Here is a 12,680-nt window from a genome sequence, read left to right on the forward strand (position 1 = left end):
GACGTGGCTGGTCGCGCAGTTCCCCGCGCCCCTAAAAGCCGAAGGCCTCGCCCTCGCCTCCCGGCCGACCTCGCCGAGCCTCAGCCCCAAGACCCAAGCCCTGAGCCGAACCTGACGCTCAGCCCAACTCGGCCCGCAGCCTGACATGGCCCGGCGCTCAGCCGTGGTCGTGGCCCAGTGGGTCGCCCTCCGTTTCTGTCCCGGCGCCCGGGCCGACCCTGATCTCGAATTCGCCGTCGTACTTCTTGTGGCCCTCGATCACGGCGAGCGAGACGGCCTCGGAGCCCATTTCGTGGCGCACGATGACGGGGTCCCGGCGCAGGTCGCGCATGAGGGAGATGCACATGCCGATCATCACGAGGACGAAGGGCGCGGCGGCCAGGATCGTGAGGTTCTGCAGCCCGGTGAGCGCGTTGCCCTCGGTGCCGACGAGCAGCATGATCGCGGCGACGGCTCCGGTGACCACGCCCCAGAACACCACGACGAAGCGGCCGGGTTCGAGGGCGCCCTTCTGGGAGAGCGTGCCCATCACGATGGACGCGGCGTCGGCGCCGGAGACGAAGAAGATGCCGACGAGGATCATCACGAGCAGGCTGGTGGCGGTCGCGATGGGGAACTCCTGCAGGACGCCGAAGAGTTGGCCCTCGGGGGTCGACTCGCCGCCGAGCGCGCCGCCCTCCTTGAGCTTCATCGCCGTACCGCCGAAGATCGCGAACCAGACGAGGCTGACGGTGCTGGGCACGAGGATGACGCCGCCGACGAACTGCCGGATGGTGCGGCCGCGGCTGATGCGCGCGATGAACATGCCGACGAAGGGCGTCCAGGAGATCCACCACGCCCAGTAGAAGACGGTCCAGCTGCCGAGCCAGTCCGCGACGCCCTCGCCGGTGCTGGCCTCGGTGCGGCCGGCCAGCTGCGGCAGGTCACCGAGGTAGGAGAAGACCGAGGTGGGCAGCAGGTCGAGGACGATGACCGTCGGGCCCGCGATGAACACGAAGACGGCGAGCACCAGGGCGAGCACCATGTTGATGTTGGACAGCCACTGGATACCCTTCTCGATGCCGGAGATGGCCGAGGCGACAAACGCCACCGTCAGGACGGCGATGATCACGACGAGCAGGCTGTCGCTCACCTTGTCCATCCAGTCCAGCTCCGTGAATCCGGAGCCGATCTGGAGGGCGCCGAGGCCCAGTGAGGCCGCGGAGCCGAAGACCGTGGCGATGATCGCGAGGACGTCGATGGCCCGGCCGACGTTGCCGTTCGCGTGCTTCTCCCCGATGAGCGGGGTGAAGACCGCGCTGATCGTCTGGCGGCGGCGCTTGCGGAAGGTGCTGTAGGCGATGGCGAGGCCGACCACCGCGTAGATCGCCCAGGGGTGCAGCGTCCAGTGGAAGAGGGTGGTGGCCATCGCCGTCTGCATGCGTTCCGCGGAGTCCGCGGGGTCGGTTCCCGGTGGCGGGGTCGTGTAGTGGGAGAGCGGCTCGCTCACGCCGTAGAACATCAAGCCGATGCCCATACCGGCGCTGAACATCATCGCGACCCAGGACACGGTCTTGAACTCGGGCTCCTCGCCCTCCGCGCCGAGGTGGATCCTGCCGTACCGGCTGATCGCGAGCCACAGGGCGAAGACCACGAAGCCCGAGGCGGCCAGCATGAAGGCCCAGCCGCCGTTCTGGATCAGGCCGCTGAGCATCTTGTCGGAGGCGCTCTTCAGGGAGTCGGTGGCGACCGATCCCCAGATCACGAAGGCCAGGGTGATGGCGGCGGTGACGCCGAACACCACCCAGTCGGTGTGCTGACCGGGGCCGCCGGGAATGTCCGTGGGACTTTCCCGGCCTCCCCTCTTACTCAGGTCTTCAGTCATCTGCGGCACCTTCCCCTGTAAAGCGTGGGTAAGCCATTTCCTCGCTATGCCCTACGACCTACCACAGGTGCTGCAGATCTCACCCGCCTCAGCAGTCGGTGTCGGGTTCCCCGGCCGTGAGGTGGTACGGAGCGCGCTCGTCGAGAAGCAGCGGCACGAGAGCGCGCAGGGACTGGCGCAGCGGGACGTGGGCGCCGTCTGCGTCCTGTCGCGCTCTGACCCCGTGCAGGGCGAGTTCGTCCTTGACGTCCGCGTACTGGTCGGCGGTCAGCCGGTAGGCGCAGGGCGGGTCCGCGATGATCTCGGACGGTTCGGCCGGGTCGTTGTCCGCGCCGCCGACGTAGACCGGCCCGGTGTCCCGGTAGCCGGCCAGCCGGGCCGCCGTCGTGGCCGCCTCGATCCGGGTGCGCCGTTCGCCCGTGAACTCGAACAGCCCGTCCAGCGCGGCCAGTTGGGAGTGGACGCGGCGCCGGTTGTTGAGTGCCTCGTCGGCCTTCTCGGCGTCCGTGAGGGGGTCGACGCGGCTCTCGATGAGCAGCCCGACGCCGTGCTTGACGCCGGACATGTTCCGCAGGATCCGCTCCTGTCCGTCGCCCGCGACCTGCCGGATCGGGTCGCCGGTCACCGGGTCGGTCCAGATTCCGTACGTGCCGGTCGAGTACCCCTTCGCCTGGGCAGCGGGCCGTACGTACGACTGCGACAGGGTCTGCCCCTCGTCGTGCACGGCCGCGTCGGTGTTGAGGTTGCGCGGCCAGAGGTCGAACAGGTCCTTGTCGTAGTACGGGGGTGTGGCCCCGTACTCGTGCAGGTCGTAGATCACGTCGGGCTTGCGGTCGCGGACGACGGCGGCCATGGCGCGGCCCTCGGCCGTCTGGAGCGCGAGGTGGTCGCGGTTGATGTCGATGCCGTCGCTGTTGCCGCGGGTGTCGGCGGCCCGGCCGTCCGGGTTGGCGGTGGGCACGACGAGCAGCGTGGTGCGGTCGAGGAACTTCCGCGTCGCGGAGTCCTTCGCGTACGCGAGGTCGCGGACGGTCGTGAGACAGGCCTCGCGCCCGGACGGCTCGTCGCCGTGCTGGCTGCACACCAGCAGGACGGTGTTGGCCGCGTGACTGTTGCCGATGCGTACGAGCCGGAGCGGGCGTTCCTGTTTGGTCGTGCCGATCCGGCTGATCGACACCCGGCTGCTCGACTTGTCGACGGCGGCGAGGAAGTCCTGTTCCTCGGGCTGGGTGGTCCAGCGTGCGCCGTCGGTCTGCTCGAATCCCGTACGGGGCGGGGTCTGGGCCGCGTGGGCGGGCACCGTCAGCAGGGGTGAGGTGAGCACCGCCGCCGTCAGTGCGACGGCGGCGGTACGGCGGGATGTCATCAGTGGGTGCCTCCGGGTACGCGGTGCGTGGTGCGCGGCTCGCCTATGCCGTCGAGGGTGGCGTCGGGGGTGACGTACGAGGATCCCGAGGTGGCGCGCGCGAAGGCGGCGGCGCCTCCGACGAGCGGCACGCTGGCCTTCGTGCGCGCGAGGTCGAGGGCGAGGGTCGGGGTGCTCGACGGCGGGTCGATGAGGCCTTGGTCGGTACCGGCGACGATCAGCGCGAGGCGGTGTCCGGCCGGGACGACGTGGTCGCTCGCGTGCAGGTCGAGGGTGATGGTGTAGCGCTTGCCCGGGGTGAGGGGTTCGCCCTTGGTGTCGGATGCGTGGTTGCCGAGGTCGGCCCAACCGCGGCTGAACACCGTGTAGTCGACGTCCGCGGTCTTCGCGCGGGTCACCTTGAAGCAGGAGCTGTCGCCGGTGGTGCTCGGACCCCAGCAGGTGCGGTCGGTGAGCGTGGAGATGCCCTCGCCCGAGGCGGAGTAGTCGCGGATCGTGTCCGGGCCCAGGTCGACCAGGACCGCGGAGAGGTGGGCGGTCGACGTGGTCGGGGTGGCGGTGACGGTCACCTTGGAGGAGCCGGACAGACGGACGTCACGGGTGAGCGGCTTGGTGGTGAAACCGGCCTTGGCTGACGTGGACTGGTCGATCTGGGCGGCCCAGTCGGTCTCGTCCTGCTGCGGGTCGTCGGTGAAGGTCTCGGTGCCCGATCCGGTACGCAGTCCGAGGGTGCCGACGCCCGCCTGCGCGCCCTTGGCCGGGCGCAGGCTCACGGTGTCGGTGGCGCGCGGGGGCCAGACGTTCGAGGTGACCCACTGGTCGGGGGCGCGCTCGATGTCGGCCATCGGCTCGTCGTCGATGCCGTTGTCGTAGCCGAGGAGTTCGTGGTCGAACCAGCGCTGCAGCGTGTCGGCCCACTCCGCGCGGCGGAAGTCGAAGGGGTCGACGTGCCCGGTCTGGGACAGCCAGATCTTGCGGTCGACGCCGTTCTCGGCGAGACCGTCCCACCACTGGCCGAAGTGCTTCGGGCGGACGTTGAGGTCCTGCATGCCGTGGATGACGAAGACGCTGGCGTCGACCTTGCCGACGTCCTTCACGTAGTCGCGCTCGGTCCACAGCTTGGTCCAGTCGCCGGTGCGCGGGGCGCCGTCGACGAGTTTCTGCTGGACGGCGGCGCACCTGGCGCGGGCGTCGGGGCTCTCGACGTAGTCGGACAGCCACTCGGGGCCGGAATCGTAGAGGGGGGCGCCCTTGGCGAAGTAGTAGTCGTACCAGGAGGAGATGGCGGCGATGGGGACGATCGTCTCCAGGCCCTCGACTCCGGTCGCGGCGACGCCGTTGGCGATGGTGCCGTCGTAGCTCTTGCCGATCATGCCGGTCTTGCCGTTGGTCCAGCCGGCCTTGGCCTTCGTGGTCCCCGTGCGGGAGGTGTAGCCCTTGGCCCGGCCGTTCAGCCAGTCGATGACGGCCTTCGCGGACTGGATGTCCGAGCGGCCGCCCACGTCGACGCAGCCGTCGGAGCGGTTGGTCCCGGCGAGGTCGACGCCGACGAAGGCGTAGCCGCGGGGCACGAAGTAGTTGTCGTAGTAGAGCGGCATCTGCACGATGTCGCCGTTCGCGTCGTACGTCTTCAGCTGGCTCTCGTTGCCGCGCCCGCAGCAGGAGTAGTACGGGCTGGCGTCCATGATCACGGGGATCTTGCGGCCCTGCTGGGCGGGTTCGCGCGGGCGGACGATGTCGAAGGCGACGCGGTCGGTCTTCCCGTCGCTGTCGCCGTCCAGTTTGGTGTCCACCCAGACGGATTCGCGGATCGCGTTCTCGTACGAGTAGACGGGGGTGCTCTCCCGCGGGGCGCTCTGGGCGGCGACCGGGGTGAGGAGCGTGGCCATCAGGGCGGCTGTGGCCGCCGTCGCGAGCGATCTCCAGTTGGTGAAGCGCTTGTAGCGCGCAGGTGTCCGCATGCGCGGAAGGTACTCCGGTCAACTCCTGTGCAAAAGAGGGCCGATTGGGGTGGGTGGGGGTTCGGCCGAGGTGTGGCTTGAAAGGTGCGTGGGACGGGGTCGCTCATGTCGGCCGTTCCCCGCGCCCCTTGCGGGGCCCGGGACTCGCTCAGTCGCCGTGGCCGTACACCGTCACCTTGATGCCCCTCGTTATGAGTCGCTCGGCTATCAGTGGCTCCACTCGTGACCACTTCCCGCCCGCCAGTCCGCAGCCGATGCGGGGCATGTGGACGGATGCGCCCAGTTCGATGGCCTTGTCGGCCAGTGGGGCGAGGGCCTTGTCGATCGCCTCGTAGCGGACGGGGACGCCCTTGCTGCCGGTCCTGGTGCCCCGCTGGCCGATCATGTTGGCCACCCACACGTATCGGTCGACCTTCACGAACTGGGTCGCACCCAGGGCGAAGTCGTTGCCCGCGCGCTCGCGGTGCCAGCGGCGGTAGGCCGCCTCCGGCTCCGGCCAGCGGCTCGACAGGGCGAGGACGAAGCCCTTGCCCCAGCCCCCGATGTCGTTGCAGACATGGGCGATCAGCTTGACGCCCTTGCCCAGCGGGGTGGTGGCGTCGCCCCGGACGTACGTGATCTCCGACATGACGCCAACCGTACGGACCGCCACTGACAATCGGCCGGGGCATTCGGGGCCCCCGACCGCCCCTGGGAGCTTTCACAACGCAGGTGAGACAGCAATACTGTTGCACCGCACCCGTGAGGCAGATGTGGCACCCGAAGGAGCGGTCATGGCGACGGACATCGAGGAGCCGACGCTCACGGTCGATGAGCTGGCCGCGCGGGCGGGGGTCACTGTGCGGACCGTGCGGTTCTACGGCACCAGGGGGCTGCTGCCGCCGCCCGTGATCGGGCCGCGCCGGGTGGGGCACTACGGCCAGGAGCATCTGTCCCGGCTCGCGCTCATCGAGGAGCTGCAGCACCAGGGGATGACGCTCGCCGCGATCGAGCGCTATCTGCAGCAGTTGCCGGAGGGGCTCAGCGCCCATGATCTGGCCATCCACCGGGCCGTGGTGGCCTCCTGGGCACCGGACTCGGCGGAGGAGGTGAGCCGTGCGGAGCTGGAGCGCCGGGCGGGGCGGCCGCTGAGCGCGGAGGACCTGGACCGGCTCGTCGCGATGAGCGTCGTCAGGGAGGCGGCCGACCCGGGCACGTACCGTGTGGACCTCGGACTGCTGCGGCTCGGCGTCCAACTGCTCGACGTACCGATCACGCACGAGACGATCCTCGCCGCGCGCACGGTCCTGCTGAAGCACACACGCGCCGCGGCCCACGAGCTGTCCCTGCTGTTCCGGGACGAGGTGTCCGAGCGCGAGTCCGTCGAGGCGGTGAAGGACCTGTCCGCGCACATGCAACCGCTCGTGGTGCAGGCGTTGTTGACGACCTTTCAGCGGTCGCTGAAGGAGGAGCTGCGGGAGTGGCTCACCGAGGAGTCCTGAGCCGCCGTCCCCGGTCCCTCACACGTACGCCTCCAGCCCTCACAAGTACGCCGACCCGCCTGCCACGTTGAGCGTCTGGCCCGTCAGGAAGCCGCTGCCCTCGTCGACGACGTACAGCAGCGTGGAGACCAGGTCGGACGGCTCCTGGGTTCTGGGGACGGCCTGTTGGGCGCGGACGTGCTCGAAGCCGCCGCCGGCGCCGACCGTGCGCTCCGCGGTCGCGGTACGGATCATGCTCGGCGCGATCGCGTTGACCGTGATGTCGTACGGGCCGAGCGCCGAGGCGAGCGCGCGGGTGAAGCCGATCAGGCCTGCCTTCGAGGCGGTGTACGCCACCATCGTGGGCGGTGCGGTGAGGACGGCGGCGGAAGCGATGTTCACGATGCGCCCCCAGCCCGCCGCCTTCAGGTACGGCAGGACGGCCCGGGTCATCAGGAACGGCGCCTCCAGGTTGACGCGCATGACACGCCGCCACTCCTCAGGTGTCGTGTCCTCGAAGGACGACTCCGGGTACACGCCCGCGTTGTTGACCAGGACGTGCAGCGTGCCGAACTGTTCCAGCACTCGCTCCAGAGCCGCCTGGACCTGCGCCTCGTCGGTGACGTCGGCGATCAACTCCACGTAGTCCAGAATGCGTTCGACCGTCCGGGCCTGCGGGACGAGGTCGAGTCCGGCGACTCGGTAGCCTCGTCCGGCGAGTGCGACGGCGAACTCCTGCCCGAGGCCCTGTGCCGCTCCGGTCACCAGCGCGGTCCGCGTCTCCATGCGGGCAGTGTGATGACCCGTCAGGCGGCGGGCAAGGGGGCGTTTCCGGTCTTCGGAACGCGGTGGCCGTGTCCGACGGTGGCTCCCTTCGGCCGACGGCTCCCCGAGTCGGCCCGTCCACCGCCGACCCCTGTTCCATTCGCTGGAACGGCCGTGTTGCCCCGCGCGCCCGGCGGCCCGACGCTGCGGGGCGACCCCCCAGCCGCCGGCGTTCGGGAGCCGTGTCCGATGACCGAGACCGACCGTGCCGTGGACGACGCCGAGCGCGCCCGCGAACAGGGCGGCGGCGGACGGTGGTTCAGGCTGTCGCCCGGTCGCGGTCGACTGCCGGCGGGCCGCCTCGGGAACTGGCGGCGACGGCTGCCCGACGAACTCGGCGTCCTGGTCGTCCTCGCCCTGCTCGTCGCCGGCATCGGCATCCCCTACCCGGACTTCCTCAACAGTGACAACCTGCTCTCCACCGCGCACAACTCCGTCTACATCTCGCTGATGGCGTGCGGCATGGTCTTCGCGCTCGCCATGCGCGAGGTCGACCTGTCGGTGGGCGGCAGCTACGCGATGTGCCTGGTCGTCGGCGGCCTGCTCATCCGGGAGGGTGTTGCGCCCTGGCTGGCGGTCCCGGCGGTGCTCCTCACCGGGATCGTGCTCGGCATCTTCAACGCACTGGTCACGACGCTTCTCGCGCTGCCGTCGTTCATCGTGACGCTAGGCACGCTGATGCTGTTCCGGGGTGTCGGGCTGGCGCTCGCCGACGGGAAGCAGATCACCGATCTGCCGCTGGACGACTCGTTCTTCACGTTCGCGGGCGGTGACGCGGCCGGAGTGCCCTTCGCGCTCTGGGTGTTGCTCGCGGTCGTGGTCGTTCTCGCGGTGCTGCTCGCCCGCACCCGGTTCGGGGCTCGGGTGCGGGCGATCGGGTCCAATCCCGACGCGGCCGCGTTCAGCGGTATCCCGGTCGTCCGCACCCGTGTTCAGGCCCTCGCGCTGTCCGGTCTCACCACGGCATGCGCGGCGGTCCTCGCGCTCGCGTACTACGGCGCCGGTGATCCCACGCTCGGCCAGGGCTACGAGTTGCAGGCCATCGCCGCGTGCATCATCGGCGGCACTCCGCTCGCGGGCGGCCGTGGCTCGGTGGTCGGGGCGGTGGCCGGCGCGATGATCCTGTCCGTCGTCGCCTCCGGGCTCGTGTTCTTCGAAGTACCCATCAACTGGACGTCGTTCGCGACCGGCGGAGTGATCCTCGTCGCGGTCGCGGCGGACAGCGCGCTGCGCCGCGGCGGGCGTCGCCGACATTGAAGTCCCCTTGTCCTGAGCCTTGTTCGGAGTTTGTTCAGAGCCGCCTTGGAGGCCGTCATGCACTCCCGATTGCGTACGCTGTCCGCCGCGCTCAGCGCGCTGGTCCTCCTCTCCGCCACCGGCTGCGGCAACGACGACGGCCCCGGCGGCTCGGGCGGCGGCAAGCTCGACATGGGCATCGCGGTGGCCAACATCAGCCTGAACTTCGCCCACGAGATGGTGCTTGGTGCCGAGAGCGCCGCCGACCACGCGGGAGACGTGGACTTCAAGGCCGTCGGACCGCCCAACACGGACGGTCCCGCCGAGGTGCAGCTCTTCCAGAACCTCACGGCCCGCGCCAAGGACGGCATCGTCCTGGAGAACCTCGACCCGCCGATCTTCACCCGGCCCGCCGCGCGCGCCGTCGACCAGGGCATCCCGATCGTGGCCCTGGACACCTCCCCCACCGACGGCAGCAAGATGACCTTCTACGTGGGCAACGACAACTACGCGCTGGGCGAGTTGATGGCCAAGGAGGCGCTGAAGCGGCTCGGCGACGACCCGAAGGGCGAGATCGTCGTCGGAGTGCCCAACCCGGGGACACCGGTGCTCGACAACCGGGCCAAGGGCATCGCCGACACGTTCAGGAAGGAGGCCCCGGGCGTCAAGGTGCTCGGCCCCTTCCAGACGTACAGCGATCCCGGGCAGAACCACAGCTCCTGGTCGTCGCAGGTGGGTGCGCACCCGAAGGCCCTCGCCTTCCTGGGGGTCGGTGACGCCGACAGCTACAACCTCGCGAAGATCAAGAAGGAGAAGAACGGCAAGTGGCTGACGGCGGGCTTCGACGTCGACCCGAAGACCCTCGACGCGGTCGAGGACGGCTCGAACTTCGTCGCCATCGACCCGCAGCACTTCCTCAAGGGCTACCTCTCGACGGCCATGCTCATCGAGTCGGTGCGCGACAACGACGGCAAGCTGCCCGACGGCTGGTTCCTCTCCCCCGGCGGGGTCGTCGACTCCTCCAACATCGACGAGATCATCACCCGGCAGAAGTCCCCGAAGGCCGCGTACGACTGGTACAAGCCGGTGATCGACAAGCTGCTCGGTGACCAGAAGACGCAGCTCAAGCCGCTGAAGGACGCGCGCTGAGATGACGTACGGCGACATGCTGGCCGCGCAGGGCCTGGTCAAGTCGTACGGCGGGGTCAGGGCCCTGGACGGAGCGGACATCCGGCTGCGCGGCGGCGAGGTCCATGCGCTGGTCGGTGAGAACGGGGCCGGCAAGTCGACGCTCGTGCGGATCCTGTCGGGCACTCTGAGGCCGGACGACGGGACGGTGCGGCTCGCACCGGAGGCACGGTCGGGCGGAATCGCCGTCGTCTCCCAGGAGTTGAGCCTCTTCCCCGATCTGTCGGTACGGGAGAACCTCTTCCCCTACCGTCCGCCTCGGCGCTTCGGGCTGCTCGACCGGAGCGCGATGGACCGGGCCGCGCGCCCCGTGCTCGCCGAGCTGGGACTCGATGTCGAGCCCGGCACCCTGGTCGGTGAACTTCCGCTCGCTGACCAGCAGTTGACGGAGATCGCGCGGGCACTGCTGCGTCGGCCGCGAGTCCTGGTGCTCGACGAGCCGACGTCCGCACTGCCTGCCGCCGCCGTGGACCACCTCGAACAGGTTCTGCGGACGCTCACCGGGCGGGGCATCGCGATCCTGTACGTCACCCACTTCCTGGAGGAGGTGATGCGCCTCGCGCAGCGCGTGACGGTGCTGCGCGACGGACGGGTCACACTGGCCGGTGTACGGCAGGAGGACGTCGGCGTGCCGGATCTCGTGACGGCGATGCTGGGCGGGACACCGCAGCAGCCGGTACGCCGGACGCGTGCCGTGACCGACGGACCGCCGCCGGTCGTGCTCTCCGGGGTGTGCGTCCCGGGGCGCCTCGCGGACGTGACCTTCACCGTGCGTGCGGGTGAGGTGGTGGGTGTGGCCGGGCTCCAAGGGGCGGGCCATCTCGACGCGTTGGGGGTGGTGTGCGGGCGTACGACCGTCTCCGTCGGCCGGGTCGACATCGGCGGCCGGGGACTGCCACGGTCCCTGCGGGACGCGGTCCGGGCGGGCGTGGCCTTCGTGCCGAGCGACCGCAAACGGTACGGGCTGATGACCGACCGCACCGTGTGGGAGAACACCACGGCGGTGAGCTGGCTGGGCTTGGGGCGGGGCGGTTTCATGGCTTCGCGCGCCGAACTGGTCCGCCGCACAGGCGATTTGACGGAGCGTCTGCGTCTGCGCGGCGACCCGCACGACGTCGTGGCCCGCCTCTCCGGCGGCAACCAGCAGAAGGTCGTCTTCGCGAAGTGGCTGGCCACCGAGCCCCGCATTGTCGTCCTGGACGACCCCACGCGTGGCGTCGATGTCGGAGTACGGTCCGAGATGCACCGCATCGTGGGCGAGTTGGCGGCGGGCGGCGCCGCCGTCCTCATCGCCTCGACCGACCTGGCCGAACTGACGGAGGTCTGCGACCGGGTGCTGATCTTCGTACGGGGCCGGACTGTGGAGGAGTTGAGCGGCGCCCGACTGACCGAGCACCGACTGGCGGTGTCGATGCAGGCGGGAGGCGGGGCCGGGCAGTGACCGGTCCGGGGCGAGAGTCTCCAACAAGCGGCGTCGGATGGTGGTCGCCAGCGCTCCACCCAGGCCCGCTCACGCCGACAGCGCCCGCGTCAACGCTCTCGCCGCCGCGCACACCCGCGCGCCGACGCGTTCCATGTCGAGGCGCCAGGTCCCGCCCGTCACGGAGATGGCGGCGACCGGGCGGCGCTCCCGGGCGTAGACAGGAGCCGCGACGGCGGAGATGCCGATCTCGGCCTCCTCCAGGTTGACGCCGAAGCCGCGGGCGCGGGTCCGTGCCAGGTCACGGGCGAGCTGGCCGGGCAGCACGAGCGTGCGCGGGGTGAGCCTGGGAAGGGAGACGCACGGCGGCCGGGGGTCATGGGCCAGGAAGACCTTCCCCGTGGCGGTGCAGTGGGCCGGCAGGCGGCCGCCCGTGCGCGAGACGATCGGCGTGGCGCGTCGGCCGGTGAGCTTCGCCAGGAAGAGGGTGTCGGGGCCGTCGGGCACGGCCAGGTGCACGTTCTCGCCGGTCGCCTCGTACAGGTCGCCGAGGAACGGCAGGGCGATGTCCCGTAGTTCACGCGCGGACGGCGCCGACTGACCGAGTACGAAGAGGGCGAGCCCGATGCCGTAGCGGCCGTCGGGTCCGCGCTCCACGAGCCCCAGCCGGACCAGTTCGCCCAGCAGCCGGTGCGCGGTCGGTTTGGGCAGCCCCGTGCGCAGCGCGAGTTCGGCCAGGCTCTGCGCGCCCTCGGACTCGCCGCAGGCACGCAGCAGCGCCGCCCCGCGCGCGAGCACCGACTTCGGCACCTGAGGTACTTGAGGCACCTGACTGTCCGTCATGGACCGATGGTCCGGCCCCGGCAGGCGGGTGACAAGGTGCGGGGCCCTGTGAGTCGTCGGCCGCCGGAGAACTCGTACGACGACGTCCGCGTGAACTCGTACGTCGTCCCAAGGCCACCACGCCGACCCGCCCTCCCCTGCCGAAGCACCACACCGGGCCCGCCTCCCTCACCAAAGCCCCACCGCACCGCACCCCCCCGTCTTCCCCTCAGCGAAGCGGCACATCGACCAGCATCGGCCGCGGCAACTCACCTGCCCCGCCCACCAGTTCACGTAGGTGATCCGCGCTCTCCGCACGCACCGCGTCGATCCCGAAGAATCGGGCCGCCTGTGTGAAATCGAGTCGCCCCAACTCGGTTCCGGGGCAGGGGCCGTTGCCGCCCATCGCCTCGTAGGTGTTCTGGAGGGTGCGGTACGCGCCGTTGCTCATCACCACGAACAGCACGGGAGCCGCGCAGCGCGCCGCGCTCCACAGGCCCTGGAGGCCGAAGAGCGCGCAGCCGTCGCCCAGGACCGC

General features: G+C 70.3%; 11 protein-coding genes. 4 read left to right on the forward strand and 7 right to left on the reverse strand.

Features of this window, described 5'->3' with window-relative positions; translation table 11 throughout:
• Positions 1 to 157 precede the first annotated feature (157 nt).
• The 4 genes from O3Q52_RS36465 to O3Q52_RS36480 all read right to left on the reverse strand — a co-directional run bounded on the left by O3Q52_RS36465 (position 158) and on the right by O3Q52_RS36480 (position 5,819).
• A complete protein-coding gene (locus O3Q52_RS36465) occupies positions 158 to 1,864 on the reverse strand; it encodes a BCCT family transporter (RefSeq protein WP_269652901.1) in 1,707 nt (568 codons plus the stop codon).
• Positions 1,865 to 1,952: 88 nt separating this feature from the next.
• The gene (locus O3Q52_RS36470) at positions 1,953 to 3,230 is read right to left on the reverse strand and encodes a M14 family metallocarboxypeptidase (RefSeq protein WP_269652902.1); all 1,278 of its coding nucleotides are present in this window, start codon (positions 3,228 to 3,230) and stop codon (positions 1,953 to 1,955) included.
• The gene (locus tag O3Q52_RS36475; RefSeq protein WP_269652903.1) at positions 3,230 to 5,191 is read right to left on the reverse strand and encodes a Xaa-Pro dipeptidyl-peptidase; all 1,962 of its coding nucleotides are present in this window, start codon (positions 5,189 to 5,191) and stop codon (positions 3,230 to 3,232) included. The genes O3Q52_RS36470 and O3Q52_RS36475 overlap by 1 nt, the downstream gene beginning before the upstream one ends.
• Before the next feature lie 148 nt (positions 5,192 to 5,339).
• Positions 5,340 to 5,819 (reverse strand): macro domain-containing protein, encoded by a 480-nt coding sequence (locus O3Q52_RS36480; RefSeq protein ID WP_269652904.1) that lies wholly within the window; start codon positions 5,817 to 5,819, stop codon positions 5,340 to 5,342.
• 145 nt (positions 5,820 to 5,964) lie between these two features.
• On the opposite strand from O3Q52_RS36480, the gene O3Q52_RS36485 reads away from it, so the two are divergent.
• A complete protein-coding gene (locus tag O3Q52_RS36485) occupies positions 5,965 to 6,672 on the forward strand; it encodes a MerR family transcriptional regulator (protein ID WP_269652905.1) in 708 nt (235 codons plus the stop codon).
• Between the two features lie 39 nt (positions 6,673 to 6,711).
• Here O3Q52_RS36485 and O3Q52_RS36490 read toward each other — a convergent pair whose 3' ends face one another.
• The gene (locus O3Q52_RS36490) at positions 6,712 to 7,437 is read right to left on the reverse strand and encodes an SDR family NAD(P)-dependent oxidoreductase (protein ID WP_269652906.1); all 726 of its coding nucleotides are present in this window, start codon (positions 7,435 to 7,437) and stop codon (positions 6,712 to 6,714) included.
• A 228-nt stretch (positions 7,438 to 7,665) separates the two neighbouring features.
• On the opposite strand from O3Q52_RS36490, the gene O3Q52_RS36495 reads away from it, so the two are divergent.
• Genes O3Q52_RS36495 through O3Q52_RS36505 form a run of 3 tightly spaced genes read left to right on the forward strand, consistent with a single transcriptional unit; the run spans position 7,666 to position 11,341 of the window.
• On the forward strand, positions 7,666 to 8,733 hold the full coding sequence (locus O3Q52_RS36495; RefSeq protein ID WP_269652907.1) for an ABC transporter permease: 1,068 nt from the start codon (positions 7,666 to 7,668) through the stop codon (positions 8,731 to 8,733).
• Positions 8,734 to 8,790: 57 nt separating this feature from the next.
• The gene (locus O3Q52_RS36500) at positions 8,791 to 9,861 is read left to right on the forward strand and encodes a sugar ABC transporter substrate-binding protein (RefSeq protein ID WP_269652908.1); all 1,071 of its coding nucleotides are present in this window, start codon (positions 8,791 to 8,793) and stop codon (positions 9,859 to 9,861) included.
• Between the two features lies 1 nt (position 9,862).
• Positions 9,863 to 11,341 (forward strand): sugar ABC transporter ATP-binding protein, encoded by a 1,479-nt coding sequence (locus O3Q52_RS36505; RefSeq protein ID WP_269652909.1) that lies wholly within the window; start codon positions 9,863 to 9,865, stop codon positions 11,339 to 11,341.
• A 69-nt stretch (positions 11,342 to 11,410) separates the two neighbouring features.
• Here O3Q52_RS36505 and O3Q52_RS36510 read toward each other — a convergent pair whose 3' ends face one another.
• Positions 11,411 to 12,163 (reverse strand): IclR family transcriptional regulator, encoded by a 753-nt coding sequence (locus tag O3Q52_RS36510; protein ID WP_269652910.1) that lies wholly within the window; start codon positions 12,161 to 12,163, stop codon positions 11,411 to 11,413.
• Between the two features lie 208 nt (positions 12,164 to 12,371).
• Positions 12,372 to 12,680 (reverse strand): thiamine pyrophosphate-dependent enzyme (locus O3Q52_RS36515; RefSeq protein ID WP_269652911.1); only part of this gene is annotated, 309 nt, incomplete at its 5' end.

The sequence above is a fragment of the Streptomyces sp. ActVer genome (assembly GCF_027270795.1).
In the GTDB taxonomy this organism is placed as follows: domain Bacteria; phylum Actinomycetota; class Actinomycetes; order Streptomycetales; family Streptomycetaceae; genus Streptomyces; species Streptomyces umbrinus_A.

Excerpts from the sequence above, each read along its gene's own strand:
- O3Q52_RS36500 (WP_269652908.1), top strand. The coding sequence starts at position 8,791 with ATGCACTCCCGATTGCGTACGCTGTCCGCCGCGCTCAGCGCGCTGGTC.
- O3Q52_RS36490 (WP_269652906.1), bottom strand. The coding sequence starts at position 7,437 with ATGGAGACGCGGACCGCGCTGGTGACCGGAGCGGCACAGGGCCTCGGG.
- O3Q52_RS36475 (WP_269652903.1), bottom strand. The coding sequence starts at position 5,191 with ATGCGGACACCTGCGCGCTACAAGCGCTTCACCAACTGGAGATCGCTC.
- O3Q52_RS36470 (WP_269652902.1), bottom strand. The coding sequence starts at position 3,230 with ATGACATCCCGCCGTACCGCCGCCGTCGCACTGACGGCGGCGGTGCTC.
- O3Q52_RS36485 (WP_269652905.1), top strand. The coding sequence starts at position 5,965 with ATGGCGACGGACATCGAGGAGCCGACGCTCACGGTCGATGAGCTGGCC.
- O3Q52_RS36505 (WP_269652909.1), top strand. The coding sequence starts at position 9,863 with ATGACGTACGGCGACATGCTGGCCGCGCAGGGCCTGGTCAAGTCGTAC.
- O3Q52_RS36495 (WP_269652907.1), top strand. The coding sequence starts at position 7,666 with ATGACCGAGACCGACCGTGCCGTGGACGACGCCGAGCGCGCCCGCGAA.
- O3Q52_RS36480 (WP_269652904.1), bottom strand. The coding sequence starts at position 5,819 with ATGTCGGAGATCACGTACGTCCGGGGCGACGCCACCACCCCGCTGGGC.
- O3Q52_RS36510 (WP_269652910.1), bottom strand. The coding sequence starts at position 12,163 with ATGACGGACAGTCAGGTGCCTCAAGTACCTCAGGTGCCGAAGTCGGTG.
- O3Q52_RS36465 (WP_269652901.1), bottom strand. The coding sequence starts at position 1,864 with ATGACTGAAGACCTGAGTAAGAGGGGAGGCCGGGAAAGTCCCACGGAC.